The following is a 15,230-nucleotide window of genomic DNA, read 5'->3' on the forward strand; positions in this document are numbered from 1 at the left end:
GGGCGTGTTTGCTAACTCAGAAATTAAAACGGCATTTATGGTGGTGAAGGCGTAGCGCTGAGCGTTTATCGCTAAAAATATCAGCTCTACAGCAGCTGCGCTGGTTAAGAACAAAAAACCGGGATGATCCGGTTTTTTGATTATAAGGGCTGATTTCAGGCGTTAACGCCTTTCATGCCTTCCTCTGAATACCGTTCGCCTTTGATCTCAATACGCTGGTGAATATTGTTCAGCAAGGCAATATCTGAGTTGTCCAGAACGATGTCGGCCGCGAGCGCATTTTCGGTCAGATAATTGATGTGCCTGGTGCCGGGAATCGGTACCAGCTTATCGTACTGCGCGAGCAGCCAGGCTAGCGCAATCTGACCTGTGGTGCAGCTGTATTTTTCAGCAAGCGGCTGCATAACGTCAAGAAGCTGGGCGTTATGATCGAGGCTGGACTGAATAAATCGCGCATTATTTTTACGGAAATCACCTTCCGCAAAATCGCTGTTTTTACGGTATTTCCCGGTCAGAAAGCCTCTGCCCAGCGGAGAATAAGGAACCAGACCAATACCCAGCTCTTTCACTGCCGGGAGAATTTCATCTTCAATATCGCGTGTCCACAATGAATATTCCGTCTGCAGGGCTGTGAGAGGATGTACAGCATGGGCGCGGCGCAGGGTTAAAGCGGAAACCTCGCAGAGTCCAATATGGTTAATCTTACCTTCTTTGACGAGACGGCTCAGGCATTCCATGCTCTCTTCAACAGGTGTAGCCTGACTGACCCTGTGAAGATAAAACAGATCGATCCGCTCAATGCCAAGTCTTTTAAGGGATTCATTACAGCAGCGGGTAATATAATTGGGTTGATTGTTAATGGTGCGGGCATAAGATTCGTCAGGGGAGCGATCGATCCCGCACTTTGTGGCAATTTTAAACTGCTGGCGTGTGGCCTTATCGAGCCCGGCAAGAAAGTGACCAATAAGTCGTTCATTGTGGCCTCGCCCGTACAGGTTAGCGGTATCAATTAACGTAATATTCAGGTCAATAAGGTTATAGAGCAGCTGTAGAGAAGCCTTGTCATCTGTCTGACCATAAAATTCGCTCAGGCCCATGGCCCCATAGCCGACAGCGCTGACTGTAAAATCCTGGGATAAATTTCGGGTATACATAATCTCTCCTTTTTCTGAATTTTTTAATTGTTCCACCTTGATTGCGGTTAATGAATTGTTATTTTGGTTATACAAAAAAAGTATCAGGTCAGAAGAACCACATGGCGGGTTAGCCACTGCAGTTAAATTCTCATAATCTGATTCTGTCTTTATTCGGATCGACAAGTTAAAAGCCCGTTAAACAACACGGGCGTTTATTATCAGGCGGCGCTGTTATAGCTGGTGGAGGGGAGCAGGGTTTTACTTCCTTTCAGCGTAAACAGGGAAAGGACGGTAAAGCTTAAGGTGAGACAGCCCAGCACAAGGTAAGCCTGATGGAAACCAACGGTGTCATACATCCGGCCTACCCATGCCGACAGCACCACGCCCGAGAGCTGTTTCGATAAATTAAAGCCTATCAGGAACAACGTTGCCGAAAGCTTTGGGTTAAATGCGGAGGAAATATATTTAAAAGTGCCCACCAGCAGGAACGGCAGTTCAAACATATGCAGCATTTTTAAGATAACAACTTCCACGGCCGATGAAGCAAAAGACGACCCCAGAATACGTGCCGACATAATAACGCCTGCGATCAGCAGGGCATTCTTCGCGCCAATGCGGTTCACAATGGCGGGGGCGAAGAACATAATCAAGGCGTTGAGCAATTCTCCACCGGTAGTCACGAAGCCAAACACTTCGGTGCCGCGTTGTGGGCTGGAGAAAAAGCCTTTGAAAAAATTGGCGAACTGCTGGTCGAAAACGTCATAGACGCTGGCGACGCCAACCACGTAAACAATAAAACCCCAGAAGCGCGGCATCCGCAGCAGCTCGGCGGCGGTGCGCAGCGAGAAGGCCTGGCGGTTGGCGCCCAGTGCCTCGATAACCCGCTCGCTGTTACTGCCTTCCGGGCGTGACACCCAGAGCAGTACGCCAAGCACCAGGGCAAAACCGGAGGCGATCCAGAAAGTAATATTAGGATCTATGCCAAAAAGAATGCCGGTGATGGAGGCACACAGCGCCCAGCCGATACAGCCGGAAACGCGAACTTTGCCATACTCGAAACGGTTAGCGCGGCTGACGCGTTCAATATAGGCTTCTACCGCTCCGGAGCCACTGGAGAAAACGGCCCCCAAATAGATACCGCCAGCCAGCGCGCCGACGAAAATATTCATTTGCAGCAGAGGCGACAAAACAAAAATAAAGAAGGGCGCAAACAACACCAGTAAGACCGTGATTGTCCACAACAGGTGTTTACGTAACCCCAGCTTATCGGAAATCAGCCCAAATACCGGTTGGAAGACAATCGAAAACAGTGAAATAGAGGAAAAAACAATCCCCGTTTCTGTTTTGGTCAGATGGTTAACTTCCGCCAGCCAGACCGGGAAAAACGGGAAATACGCGGACATAATGAAATAGTAAAAGAAAAAGAACAGCATAAAGTAAATAAAATTATGACGTTCTCTTGGAGCGAGTGCAGAGAGTTTCATGGCGACTTTTCCATCTGGTTATACCGATAAGCCGGGGGCCTGCGCCCCCGATTATTATTGGAAATGCATCGTTAACTGGTAGTGCCATTTCGTTTCAAGCAACAGCCACTGCTGCAATACGCTGGGCGTCCAGGAGTCATCGCCGCCAACGCCCATATGCCGGCCGTCAAGGGTTATCCAGACGCCGTTTTCCGGCTGCATCCGGTGCCAGTGATCGGTCTTCATTAATTGCGCGGTGCTGTAGGGCTGTACGGAGAAGTGAAAATCGCCCGCCACATGCCAGCGCCCCCAGTCCAGGGCTTGGGTGTCGCAGCGCAGTCCGTTTTCGGTCGGGAAAATGTACGGCGTGCTCATCTCCTCCAGCGGCAGTTCCCAGCGAGAGAAGCAGGCGCTGGTACGCCGATCCGGGTAGTTCTCATGCGGGCCGAATCCCAGCCATGAAACCGGTTTATTCTGATCCGGCACCTGAAAAGTCAGCCCGACGCGCGGCAGCGGCGGCAGGGTGGCGGCACGTTCGCCGTCAATGGCCAGATGCAGCTTGCCCTGCGCATCAAAAGTCATCCGCCAATGGCTGATAATCACCACCTCGTCCCCGCTCAGGTAGTGCCAGCAGCTGTCGATCACCACCTCATGGGCCAGACGCTGCGCGTCACACTGTATGCAGCGAGCGGTGAGGTCGTACAGGCCAGCGCTCTTCCAGCGTTCAACCCAGGCGTTGGGATCGATACGCTCCACTTCGCTTACGCCAATATCGTTATCCAACGGCGCGCGCACGAACTGGTCACGCAGCGGGGTCAATAGCTGCTCCACGCCATCCATCTGCCAGTGCGTCAACAGTCCGCTTTGACGGTCAATCACCCACTGCTGTAAGCCGCTGCGCACCGTCCAGGCGCTGTCGCTGCGTTCAAGCTCTGGCGCATCGCCTGCTGGCTGAGGCGCATGCAACACCAATGGGGCGGCGAGCGCAAACTGCTGCCAGGCAACGCGATGCCCGGCAGCGGACCAGGCGGTGGCCTGCGGCTGGATAACCTCCAGCGTCAGCCAGACCTCTTCGGCCCCGGCGGGCAATGTCAGTTCCTCCTGCAGCGTCAGCTCGCTCTGGCCTTCAGGCCGCAGCGCAAGCGTTGTGCTGCCTTTGCTAATGGTTTCACCGGCTGCCTGAACCTGCCAGTGCAGCTCCTCGTTATCCGTCGGACGGAACAGATACTCGCTGACAATGCTGATGCGCAGCGGATGTTGCGACAGCAGGGCAAACTGGAAGTATTGCTGCGCGTGTTTGGCCTCAATTAATGACGGGTGAGGGCGGCGGTCAGGGAACACCAGCCCGTTCATGCAGAACTGGCGATCGTTGGGCTTATCGCCAAAATCACCGCCGTAGGCCCAGCCGATGCTGCCGTCGTCAAAGGTTTTGCTAATCGCCTGATCGGCCCAGTCCCAGACAAAGCCGCCCTGCAGGCGTGGGTAATCACGAAACGCCTGCCAGTAGTCGGCATAGTTGCCCAGGCTGTTGCCCATGGCATGAGCGTATTCACAAAGGATTAGCGGGCGCTGCTCGCCTGGCAGACCGATCCACTTTTTAATGCCCCATTTCGGCACCGCTGGAATGAGCTGATCGTTTTCCACGCGGGCGTACATCGGGCAGATAATATCGGTGGTCGTGCTGTCCGCGCCGCCGCCTTCATACTGCACCGGGCGTGACGGATCGTTACGCTTGAGCCAGTGATACATGGCTTCGTGATTGCTGCCGCCGCCGGATTCATTGCCCAGCGACCAGATAACGATCGACGGGTGGTGGCGATTGCTTTGCACCATCCGCGTGACGCGGGCGCTCCAGGCCGGCAGCCAGGCCGGATCGTCGGAAAGACGATTCATCGGCACCATGCCGTGGGTTTCGATATTGGCCTCGTCGACCACATACAGGCCATAGCGATTACAGAGTTCATACCAGCGCGGCGCGTTGGGATAGTGCGAGCAGCGAACGGCGTTAAAATTGTTCTGCTTCATCAGCAGAATGTCCTGCACCATATCCTCTTCTGTAACGACCTGGCCGCGCTGAGGGTGATGCTCGTGACGGTTAACGCCACGGATCAACAGCGGTTTACCGTTCAGCTTCAGCAGGCCATTGTCGATTTCAACCCGGCGAAAACCAATATCCCAGGCCTCGGCCTCGATCAGCTCATCGCCGTGCCACAGCGAGACGACGGCCCGATAGCAGTTCGGCGTTTCCGCGCTCCACAGGGCCGGACGCTCCACGGGAACGCGCATCATGGCGCGTTCCGCATAGTTGCCTCGCTCGTCAATGGCTGGCGAGCCGGGCTGCTGCTGCTGGCTGGCGACCCGCTGCGCGTCATGCCACAGCTCCACGTTGACCGTCAGTTTTTCAAGCAGCCGTTCCGGAGCAGCAACGGTGACATTCACCTCCAGCTCAGCGTCGCGATAAAGCGCATCAAGCTGCGGCGTAAGCTGAACATCGCTCAGGTGCAGCGACGGCTTATTCAGCAACCATACTGAACGGAAGATGCCGCTCATCCGCCACATATCCTGATCTTCAAGCCAGGTGCCCGCGCTCCAGCGCATCACCATAACGCAAAGGCGGTTCTCGCCCGGCTGAAGCGCGGCGCTGAGATCGAAGGCCGCAGGCAGGCGACTGTCTTGCGAGTAACCGATCCATTTGCCATTGCACCAAAGATGGAAGGCAGAATTTACACCGTCGAAGATAATCTGCGTTTCACCTTCGTCCCGCCAGCTCTCCTCCACTATAAACGTCAGCGAGTAGCAGCCGGTCGGGTTCTCTTCCGGCACGCGCGGCGGCGTGGTGTCGATGGGATAGCGCACGTTGGTATAGATTGGCGCGTCGTAACCCTCCATTTGCCAGTTCGAAGGCACGGGCGTAGGACGGCTCTCCGCCAGATCGCTTTCCAGCCAGCCGGCGTCCACCTCAAACGGGCTGCGCGCATAAGTGAATTGCCACTGGCCATCCAGCTGACGGCGGTGTGATGAGGTCTGATTTTCCCTTGCCGCGCGAAGATCGCGCCAGCTGGAGAAAGGCGCATGGGCCGGTAAACGGTTCAGGTGCGTAATGGTCTGGTTTTGCCAGTCTTCACGTGCAAGCACGTCATGAAACGAAACGCTGTGGGGGGCATGGCCGTCGTGATTGCGCATAGGTCTACCTGATAGCTAAAAGTAAATGTCATTCGCCAGACAAGATGGAGTGTGTTATCAGATATTTTGTTAGTAGCCGCAATATTGCTGAGATTGGAACTCATTGGCGATCACGAAACAGGATAGAAACAGCCATTTTTTGTCGTATTTTAGACAGTAAATGTTAGCGTAAGACATTCAGGGCAGAGGACAGAGGAAAAGAAGATGCAGCGGCGTATGGCAACTCTGGAAGATGTGGCTCGTGAGGCCGGTGTATCACAACAGACGGTTTCGCGCGTGCTGAACAGGCCTGATGTGGTTTCTGAACGAACCCGTGACAAAGTCATCCACGCCATGCAGGCGTTGCACTACGTGCCTAACCGTTCGGCACAGTTGCTGGCGGGGAAATCGGCGCCGTCGATCGGGTTGATTACCGCGTCGTTAACGCTGCATGCTCCTTCGCAAATCGCCGCCGCGATAAAGAGTCACGCGGGCGCGCATCAGCTGGAGGTTGCTATCGCGATGCCGGTAACGGCCGATTACGCTTCTCTTCAGGCACGGTTGCATGAGTTTCGCGCGCAGAATATCCGTGGCGCCATCATCAATCTTCCCCTGGAAAGCAGCCTGGCGGAAAAGTTGGTCAGTGAGAACCCGGATATTAGCTGTCTCTTTTTAGATATCTCGCCGGAAACCGATGTCTGCTCGGTGCGGTTTAATCATCTGGACGGCTGCGGCGCCTGCGTCAACCATCTCTGGACGCTGGGGCATCGGGAGTTCGGTCTGCTTGCCGGGCCAGAGAGTTCCGTCTCGGCGCGGATGCGGTTGAGCAGCTGGCGCGAAGCCTTGCACCGGCTTGGGGTGAGCAACGCGGTAACGGTTTTTGGCGACTGGAGTGCGGCCAGCGGCTGGCACAAAGCCTTTGAGCTGTTGCATCAGCAGCCGCGCATTAGCGCGATCGTCGTTGCGAACGATCAAATGGCGCTCGGGGTGCTGAGCGCGCTGGCACAGCTTAATCGCACCGGCAGCAAGGCGGTTTCCGTTACCGGCTATGACGATACGGCGGACAGCCTCTATTTCCAGCCGCCGTTAACAACCGTTGCGCAGGATTTCGATAAGTTAGGGAAAAAAGCCGTTGAGCTGTTAGTTCAGAAGATGGCCGCACCGCAGATGCGCATCCGTGAGCTGCTGCCGACGCGTTTGATTGTCCGGCAGTCAACCTGGCCCTGCGGCGGAGAAAACGAGGATGAGAAGGGGGCAGTGATTGCCCAATTAAAAACGCTGGTGGAAAGGTTGTGAATTTTCCGCGTCTATTCACCGTGCAGCAGGAGGCCAGGCGTATTGGCCGGTTGCGGCAGTAACAAGCGCCTGCTCAGGTTACTACCTCATATAGCGTCGTGAGTAATGTCGTGATTTTATAGATTAACGTTGCACGGCGATGCCCGCAGCCAGGCATTATTGCATAATGCTTAGTGCGCGAGGAGAGGACGTTGAAGTGATCAACTACACGGTGAATTTACGAGTCGATTTTAACTCTCGCACAACAGAATGCGGCAAGCAACGCCCATAAATTAGGGATTCGTAATCATGACCAGTATCATCAGTTATCTGACAGGTGCATTGGAAAAGTTCGCCTGAGGTGGTGTATTCATATAACTTTGCCTGTTCGGCATTAGCTATAAAGTCGATCTTTATGATAGCCTTACTTATCCAAAAGCCAGGTATTTTCTGTTTGGTTAGTAGGTTTTTGAGCATGTTGGCGTAGCGATGCACAATGTAACTTTGCAGATTATATGTGGGGGTAGTTTTAGACAGAATAAGAGGAAAAATCATTGAGGAAAGGCAATTATCCAGAGCTAACGATTTAAGCTGGCCTATAGACCAGTATCCTTTAAAGTCGTTGTTTCTGCTAACAAAGCTCCCATTAAGCGCATTCACTATACCTTTTAATTCACTTCGACGTGCCATAAGTTAATTCCTGGTTGCTGCCCATAAACATTATGTGCAACTTTAACTTTCATTAATATCTGTGCGCAAATTCTTAGGCTGATATCTCCGGGCTCCGGGGGGCTATCAGTCATTATTACCCAACGGATTTTTGTATATCCGCTTCTGCCACAAAGTGCACATCCATCATCAAACGTACAGTCAACAGTCAATTAATCCAGTCTGTTGGCACCTGCCCAAACCTTCCCATCAAGCGCAGCACACAAGTCAATAACGCAGTGCTCTCATCATTTCTATTATCGCTACGCTACCTTATAAAGGCTGCCGCACAGCCTTTATAATTTAACTGAAGCGCTTATTCCAGTGCAGCAAGGATCGCGGCTTCCATTTTCTCTGGGGTAGAGATCGGTGCAAAACGCTTAAGTGGTTTGCCGTCGCGTCCGATCAGGAACTTAGTAAAGTTCCATTTGATTCGCCCACCCAGCACGCCGGGCAATTCGGCTTTCAGGTAACGAAACACCGGGTGCGCCAGGGCGCCGTTGACCGCCACTTTCTCAAACATCGGAAAGCTCACGCCATAGTTGATGTGACAGGTCTGCGCGATGTCGTCAGCACTGCCGGGTTCCTGCTTACCAAACTGATTGCAGGGAAAACCCAGCACCACCAGCCCTTGGGCGGCGTACCGCTTATAGAGCGATTCAAGGCCCGCGTACTGTGGCGTAAAGCCACAATGGCTGGCGGTATTGACCACGAGCACCAGCTTGCCAGCGTAGTCGGCCATAGGGATCGGCTGGCCACTCAGGCTGGTGGCGGTAAGTTGGTAAAACGTGGTCATGTCGACATCCTCAGAATACTCATATTGCAGATGGCTTGTGTAAGACAGGATAGTTGCCCGTCGAGCAGAATGGCATATTTTTCACATCAGCTGCTGACGCAAAGCTGCCTGTGTCAGCAGCAAGGGCAGCGATGAGCGAGACGCGGGCATAGCTGCTCTACGTCAAGGCTGCCTTACATAACGTAACGATGCCGGGAAAAGTCGAAAATCCCTACGCATTGTATAATTCAGGCATAACGCGACAGTTGCAGGCTGTACAGCCGTTTAATCAAGCAATATTCATTAAAGGTTATGGGCGAATTAGCCGATAAACGCAGTCTACTGCTTCTGACCTTGAGTTTTGCCATAGATAATTTCCCGCTCCGGCAGGTGAAATGGCACCGTAGAAACTGCGGCATCAGCCAACAACGGACCCGACCACCATGAACACTGTGATCAAACCTACTCTTTCCGCCGTTTGGTCCACAGACGCCCAGGGCATTTGCATCACCAGTCAGGAAAGCCCTGCTGGCCTTATACCCACACTGGAAGGCGTAACGCTAAGTGCATGGCTGAGGCTCGCACAGGCTGATGATGATGCGCAGATCGCGCTGCAACTGACTGCGGCGTTGGAATGCGTCACGCCTTTTCATATCGAAGTGCCAATCCGTTGTCTGGATGGCACGACACGCTGTGTGATTGTTTCAGGCCTGCCTGACTGTCCACCCAATGTTCCTTGCCTGCAATATAGCGGCTTCATTTTTGATATAACCGGGCAGCGCAAAGCCCTGGAGGAAGCGCTGCGCACGGCGGCGGAATACCGTCTGTTAATTGAAAACAGCACTGACCTGATCGCCCATTGCGACGCAGACGGCAGGTACGTTTCAATCTCGCCTTCTTATAGCAAAATGATCGGTTGGTCAGCCGATGAGATGAAAGGTCAACCGGTGGTGGATTTCCTGCACCCCGATGACCGGGCATCCGCTACGGATGCACTGGTATTCCTTTTCAACGGTGGTGTGCGGTCGGATGTGGTCGAGGTGCGTAAGCGGCATCGCGACGGTCACTACATTACGCTTGGCACCAAGGCCTGCGGCGTCAGCGACCCTTCCACCGGCAAGAACATCGGTGCCGTGCTGGTTTCGCGGGATATTACTCATGATAAAGAGCGGATCCGCAAGCTCGAAAAACTGGCCACCCGCGACACGTTAACCGGGTTGCCTAATCGGGCCTGGATCAACGACCGGGTGAGCCACATGCTTGCGCAGGAAAAAGATCTGGCCTATACCACCGTCCTGTTTATCGATTTGAACGGGTTCAAGGCGGTCAATGATTCGATGGGGCATGCAGTAGGGGATGTTTTGCTACAGCTGGTAAGCGAGCGGCTACGACGCTGTATGCGCCCTGGCGATGCGGTGGCGCGTCTGGGCGGGGATGAGTTTGTGGTAGCCGCGAAGTGTACCAACCGCAAGGCGGCATCTGCCATCGCCCGGCGCATTATTAACAGCCTGAAAGAGCCATTTGCTATCAATAGCACAGAAGTACGCATTGGGGCGTCTGTTGGCATTAGCCTCGCACGATTCGGGGCGGCATCGGCCAACATGCTGTTTGAAAATGCCGATAAAGCGATGTACCAGGCGAAAGCACGACAGGATGGGTCATATCAGTTTTTCGAGCCTGCGGCGCAGCCGTTACGTCATTAGCATAGCGTTGGCTCTGTTCTGCGATCTCTTGTGGTGTCTGCCTGGCATAAAGCCGGCGCCTGAAAGCGAGAAGCGGAAGCACAGCTGCCCGAATGCTTGTGCCGCGCCCTGACGGGCACTGTACGTCCCACTCTCTGTTTTCAGAAAAAAACGCGATTAGTTATCGACTTCCCGGGCCGTCAAGCAGCGGATCGGCCAGTGTAGCCCTGGTTTTAGGCAGGCACTGCGGATAGTTTTGCTGAATAAACTCAATCATCTTTTCCCGCACGTGGCAGCGTAAATCAAAGGCCATGGGGGAGTTTTGTGCCGTCATCAATAATCTGATGGTCATGGTTCTGTCATCAGTATCCGTTACCTGCAGCACCTGAGTTTCCTGATCCCAGAGCTTTGTTTCACTGAGGATTTTTTCGAAATGCTGACGCAGAGGTTCTAACGGCATGGAGTAGTCAAGGTAAAGGAAAACGGTGCCTAATATTTGGGCGTTATTACGCGTCCAGTTCTGGAAGGCGTTTTCTGTAAAGTAGGTGATGGGCAGAACCAGCCGGCGCAGATCCCAGATACGCACCACCACATACGTCAGGTTTATCTCCTCAATCCAGCCCCATTCTTTTTCAACCACTACAGCATCATCAATTTTAATCGGTTGGGTGAAGGCTATCTGAATACCGGCAAACAGGTTAACGAGCGACTTTTGCAGGGCAAAGCCAATTATTATTCCGGCCACCCCGGCACCGGCCAGAATTGTGGTGCCGAATTTTCGCACGCCGGGGAAGCTGAGCAGGATCAGTGAAACACACAGCGTCACGAGCAGGACGATAGCGACCTTTTTTACATATATTATCTGCGTACGGATTTTACGGGCACGAAGATTATTAGAAAGATTAATGTCATAGCGGATAAAAAGCATATCCTGCACGACATTAGTCAAACGAATCAGGATAGAACAAAGCGAAAGTATAATGAAGGTATTAATAATCGTTGTAATAAGATCAAGATAGTGCGGGTGAATATTAATATAATTAAGCCCAACGTTGATTAACATCAGCGGGATGAAAAGAAAAATTGATCCGCGAAGATGCTTTTCAAGGGATTTAAATAATTTCCTGTCACGATTCTGCCAGTAGCGGATGAACCTGAGAATGATAAATCGCGCAACGGCCCCCGCAGCGAAAGAGAGCGTGACGAGCAATAAAGCAGGCACCCACGATGGCGCGCCAGATAACTCATCGAATAGTAATGGCATTCTTTTCCCTTATATCCAGCAACAACCACAGGCTGTCAGCGAAGTCATAAACATCCAGTAACCGCTGTCTTCACGGTTATCTGCAGCGTAAATGGTTTACGCAGATGAGTTTATGAAAAATTCTGTTAACTGACGCAGTAAACGTAAAAAAATCGGACAAAACCGATAATTCAGATGAGTTTTTTATTTAATTAATTGAAATTTATAATAATTTCTATTTATCAGCCAGTAAGCCGGGCGACCATGCCTGTATCGTATAGATCTTGAGCGGTGGCCTGACGGAAGGAGGCTCACCAGAAGCATAGCGTCAGATCGCCGCCGGATTCGATAAGCAAAACCAGCCTTCGCGATAATTCAGACGAGCGTGGCAGCCGTAGAGAAGGAAGAGCAGGTATGTCCGGGCAATACTGAAAGCGATGAAAGGGAATGATAATCAGCCGCTAGCATGTTCGGGCGTGAGCGTTCTCTGAATGTTCAGGCTTCGCTTTGCGCATAACCTGCCTGAACGCGCCGGGCGGCATACCGTACTGTCGGCTGAATGCCCGCGTAAACGTCTGCTGCGACTCAAAATCATAGCGCAGGGCGATAGTTATAATTCGCTGGCCGCCGCTGATAAGCTCATCAGCGGCGGCCTTCATCCTTTCCAGACGAATAAAAGCACCCAGGCTGATACCGGCGTAGCGCACAAAGCACCGGTTCAGATACCACTTTGAATAACCGTAGCGGGCCGCCACCTCCTGAACGGTGACTTTTCTGGTTAAGTTTTCTCTTATCCAACATACCAGCCCCGTAAAAAATACGTCGTCCGACAGCATATTGTTATTCCCGCTGGCTGCCCAGGTTTGATAAATATCGATACGAGCCTGCACGGGCAGGTACGCAATGAGGCACGGCCTGGAAACGCTTATGCGCAGAAAGCATCAGAATGTATAGGTAAAGCCGACCGTGCCCGTTGCTTCATTGCGCCGGGAAACAACAGGGCTGTCGGCTACGCGATCGCCAAGCCAGGTATAGCCCGCGCTGATAAGCGTTCCCCAGTGAGGATCAAATTGGTGGCTCCAGATCAGAGAGGTTGCAATACCGTAAAAACCGCCCGGCGCGCGGTAGCGCGTAAACCTGCTGCGCTGGCTCTGCGCCTGACTGACGCCGTACCAGGTATTCATATAGCGGGCATCGCCAAATAATGCCGCGGTTTGCAGCGCGACGGTATCGCTTTCACTCTGCACCGGCAGAAGGGTCAGGGATGCCTGATAATTGACGCCCTGATCGTCACTGAACGGCAGAACCGCTTTGCCCTCGGCGCTGAGCCATGGCGTGACCTGCCAGCCGATGGCCAGCGCTGTATTGACCGTGGGATCGATTTTGCCCATGCCCTTCAGCCTATTACCGCCGTCACGCCAGTCTGAATTTTTGTCATCTCGTCCGAGGTTGTAGCCCAGCGTATGTTCCAGGTAGAGTCCACTGTTGCTTTGTAAATCGTAGCCAATGCCTTTTTGAGCATCCGCAAAGAAGGCACCGTGTCGGGCCTGGAAAACCGGAACCGGCTGAAGGCGGGTTTGATCCGAGCCGCTGTAGCGGGGCGCAGACTGTGCGCCGACGCCGACGGTCACGCTATTTTGGGCATCACCGCTGTCCGCGCGGGCCGTCGCTGAAGTTGTCAGGGCCAGACCGGCCATATACAGCAGTGCTTTTCTGGTTATCATCACCTTACCTCTTATGGGTTCGTTCCACTTTGCCGATACACCCGTATCGACAACCCGGAGTATCCTGTGGGTGTGTCAATAAACGGCCAGGGAATTGTGAAGAAAGTGTCAAGGTGAACCATGCAAAACAAAAAAATTCTTATTATTGAGGACGACGCAGATGCGGTTGAGGTGCTTGAAGCCTATTTACGCCGCGAAAACTACGAAGTTCGCGCGGCCGGGGACGGGGTGTCGGGCCTGGAAATAGCCGGGCGCTGGCACCCTGATCTGATCCTGCTGGACGTGATGCTGCCGGGTCTTAACGGTACGGAGGTATTGGCAAAAATCAGGCGCAGCAGTGACGTTCCTGTGATTATGGTAACGGCCATTGGCGACATGCCCGATCGCATCGGCGCGCTGCGCTACGGTGCCGACGACTACGTGGTCAAGCCCTACCATCCCGGAGAGGTCGTGGCGCGCGTGCAGGCCGTGCTGCGGCGAAGTCAGCCAGCCGTTCAGCAAGAGGAGGTGCTGCGCTGGCAGGCGCTGGAGGTTCATACTTCGGCCATGACCGTAACCGTTACGCGCGGTATTGATGATCTAATCAACGTGGACGTGACCCCAACCGAGTTTTTATTACTGGTGACGATGATGCGCGCCCCGGTTCGTGCGCTCAGCCGTCAGTTTTTACTGGAGCGGTGCCTGCCTGAAAGCGACGCGCTTGAACGCGTGGTCGATACACATATCTACAACTTGCGCAAAAAACTTGAGGCGGCCGGCATGAAAGAGGTTCTTCTTAACGTACGCGGCGTCGGCTACAGGTTCCGGCAGCCATGAAAAATCCACAGCTGCAAACCCTGTGGCGTTGGATCTGCGTTCGCATTCTGACGCTTGCCATCGGTACCGTTGTCCTGATAGCGCTGTGCATGTGGCTGCGCTTTACGCTTCAGTATCTCTGGATCACCTGGCATATGCCTCACGCGATACTGCAGGAATTCCTGGTTCTGCGTGAAAACCCTAATCTTAATCCGGCGCGTTTTCATCAGATCATTGATAGCTGGTGGGGTATCGGCTATTCCGATCCCTCCATCGCCTCTTCGGACTGGATCACCGTCGGCGTCCTGGTGCTGGTGACGATTCCATTCATTGCCTGGTTCGGGCTGCGCCATGCCCGCCCGTTGTCGGCTCAGTTCAGCCAGCTCAGAGGCGCAGCTGAACAGGTAACGGAAGGTGACTTCGGTGCGCAGGCTGCGCTGACGCCGTCGGCACCAGCAGAACTGGTGCAGTTCGCACAAAACTTCAACGCCATGACGCGCCAGCTTGCGCGTTATGAAAAAGAGCTTCGCGCCTCACATGTCGCTATGGCGCATGAGCTGCGCTCCCCGCTGACCGCAGCCATGGTTCGGCTACAGGCGCTGCTTGACGGCGTGTTCAGCGCGGATGGGCGACAGCTTGCCATGATCATGGGCCAGCTGAACTGCCTGCGTAGGCTGATTGATGAACTGCAGCTGCTTTCACTGGCGGACGCCGGGCAGCTTAGCCTGGAAAGGGTTCGCTGCTGTCCGTCCGAGATCCTGCGCTATCGCCTGCAGTGGATAAAATCCCAGCTTGATGAAGCAGGCATTTATCCGGTTGCCGAACTGGCTGAAAAAACGCTGCTTAACGTCGATCCGTTTCGTCTGGGGCAGGTTTTTACCGTCCTGCTGGAAAATGCGCTGCGCTATGCGGGTTCCGGCACCAGCCTGTATCTGAGCAGCCGCAGCACAGACGGGCATTATGAGATTATTTTTCAGGACAAAGGGCCCGGCGTGCCGCCGGCGTTTCTTGAAGTCATGTTTGAGCGCTTTACGCGCGGAGAGGCCTCACGGGCACGGCATTCTGGCGGGAGCGGGCTGGGCCTTTCAATTGCACGCGCTATCTGTCAGGCGCACGGCGGAACGCTGGACGCCACGCTGCCGCCTGAGGGCGGATTAAGAATGCGGATCGTGCTGCCTCACGATGCATAACGGTTGCTGAGGGTCTTGACACTCCCTTGATGGAATGTGGCCGGGTTCTTGATAATGGCGAGGTTTAATGGCGCAAA

General features: G+C 53.7%; 12 protein-coding genes. 4 read left to right on the forward strand and 8 right to left on the reverse strand.

Annotated elements, in window-relative coordinates; translation table 11 throughout:
* Window positions 1–155 precede the first annotated feature (155 nt).
* From AB3U87_RS05160 to AB3U87_RS05170, 3 genes are all read right to left on the reverse strand, one after another.
* Window positions 156–1,154 (reverse strand): aldo/keto reductase, encoded by a 999-nt coding sequence (locus AB3U87_RS05160; RefSeq protein ID WP_253454296.1) that lies wholly within the window; start codon window positions 1,152–1,154, stop codon window positions 156–158.
* A 200-nt stretch (window positions 1,155–1,354) separates the two neighbouring features.
* Window positions 1,355–2,620 carry an MFS transporter gene (locus AB3U87_RS05165; RefSeq protein WP_253454295.1) on the reverse strand — a complete coding sequence of 422 codons (1,266 nt, stop codon included), beginning with the start codon at window positions 2,618–2,620 and terminating at the stop codon, window positions 1,355–1,357.
* A gap of 54 nt (window positions 2,621–2,674) precedes the next feature.
* Window positions 2,675–5,782, reverse strand: a complete 3,108-nt coding sequence (locus AB3U87_RS05170; protein ID WP_394148629.1) for a beta-galactosidase — start codon at window positions 5,780–5,782, stop codon at window positions 2,675–2,677.
* 204 nt (window positions 5,783–5,986) lie between these two features.
* Between AB3U87_RS05170 and AB3U87_RS05175 the strand changes: the two genes are divergently transcribed.
* Window positions 5,987–7,057 carry a LacI family DNA-binding transcriptional regulator gene (locus AB3U87_RS05175; protein WP_394148630.1) on the forward strand — a complete coding sequence of 357 codons (1,071 nt, stop codon included), beginning with the start codon at window positions 5,987–5,989 and terminating at the stop codon, window positions 7,055–7,057.
* 204 nt (window positions 7,058–7,261) lie between these two features.
* Here the strand turns inward: AB3U87_RS05175 and AB3U87_RS05180 are convergent, their stop codons facing one another.
* Together AB3U87_RS05180 and AB3U87_RS05185 are read right to left on the reverse strand one after the other, a co-directional pair.
* Window positions 7,262–7,726, reverse strand: a complete 465-nt coding sequence (locus AB3U87_RS05180) for a hypothetical protein (protein WP_394148631.1) — start codon at window positions 7,724–7,726, stop codon at window positions 7,262–7,264.
* 334 nt (window positions 7,727–8,060) lie between these two features.
* Window positions 8,061–8,540 (reverse strand): glutathione peroxidase, encoded by a 480-nt coding sequence (locus tag AB3U87_RS05185; RefSeq protein ID WP_253454291.1) that lies wholly within the window; start codon window positions 8,538–8,540, stop codon window positions 8,061–8,063.
* A 422-nt stretch (window positions 8,541–8,962) separates the two neighbouring features.
* Here AB3U87_RS05185 and AB3U87_RS05190 point away from each other — a divergent pair, with 422 nt between their 5' ends.
* A complete protein-coding gene (locus AB3U87_RS05190) occupies window positions 8,963–10,222 on the forward strand; it encodes a sensor domain-containing diguanylate cyclase (protein WP_301729586.1) in 1,260 nt (419 codons plus the stop codon).
* Between the two features lie 160 nt (window positions 10,223–10,382).
* Here the strand turns inward: AB3U87_RS05190 and AB3U87_RS05195 are convergent, their stop codons facing one another.
* The 3 genes from AB3U87_RS05195 to AB3U87_RS05205 all read right to left on the reverse strand — a co-directional run bounded on the left by AB3U87_RS05195 (window position 10,383) and on the right by AB3U87_RS05205 (window position 13,168).
* Complete coding sequence (locus AB3U87_RS05195; RefSeq protein WP_253454289.1) at window positions 10,383–11,465, reverse strand: mechanosensitive ion channel family protein; 1,083 nt, start codon at window positions 11,463–11,465, stop codon at window positions 10,383–10,385.
* Between the two features lie 440 nt (window positions 11,466–11,905).
* The gene (locus tag AB3U87_RS05200) at window positions 11,906–12,280 is read right to left on the reverse strand and encodes a helix-turn-helix domain-containing protein (RefSeq protein ID WP_394148632.1); all 375 of its coding nucleotides are present in this window, start codon (window positions 12,278–12,280) and stop codon (window positions 11,906–11,908) included.
* Between the two features lie 105 nt (window positions 12,281–12,385).
* Complete coding sequence (locus AB3U87_RS05205) at window positions 12,386–13,168, reverse strand: MipA/OmpV family protein (RefSeq protein ID WP_394148633.1); 783 nt, start codon at window positions 13,166–13,168, stop codon at window positions 12,386–12,388.
* A 120-nt stretch (window positions 13,169–13,288) separates the two neighbouring features.
* On the opposite strand from AB3U87_RS05205, the gene AB3U87_RS05210 reads away from it, so the two are divergent.
* Window positions 13,289–13,984 carry a response regulator gene (locus AB3U87_RS05210; protein WP_125290025.1) on the forward strand — a complete coding sequence of 232 codons (696 nt, stop codon included), beginning with the start codon at window positions 13,289–13,291 and terminating at the stop codon, window positions 13,982–13,984.
* The gene (locus AB3U87_RS05215; protein ID WP_253454287.1) at window positions 13,981–15,153 is read left to right on the forward strand and encodes a sensor histidine kinase; all 1,173 of its coding nucleotides are present in this window, start codon (window positions 13,981–13,983) and stop codon (window positions 15,151–15,153) included. Before AB3U87_RS05210 ends, AB3U87_RS05215 begins: the two co-directional genes overlap by 4 nt.
* Window positions 15,154–15,230 lie beyond the last annotated feature (77 nt).

The organism is Erwinia plantamica (assembly GCF_043420595.1).
Classification (GTDB): Bacteria; Pseudomonadota; Gammaproteobacteria; order Enterobacterales; family Enterobacteriaceae; genus Erwinia; species Erwinia aeris.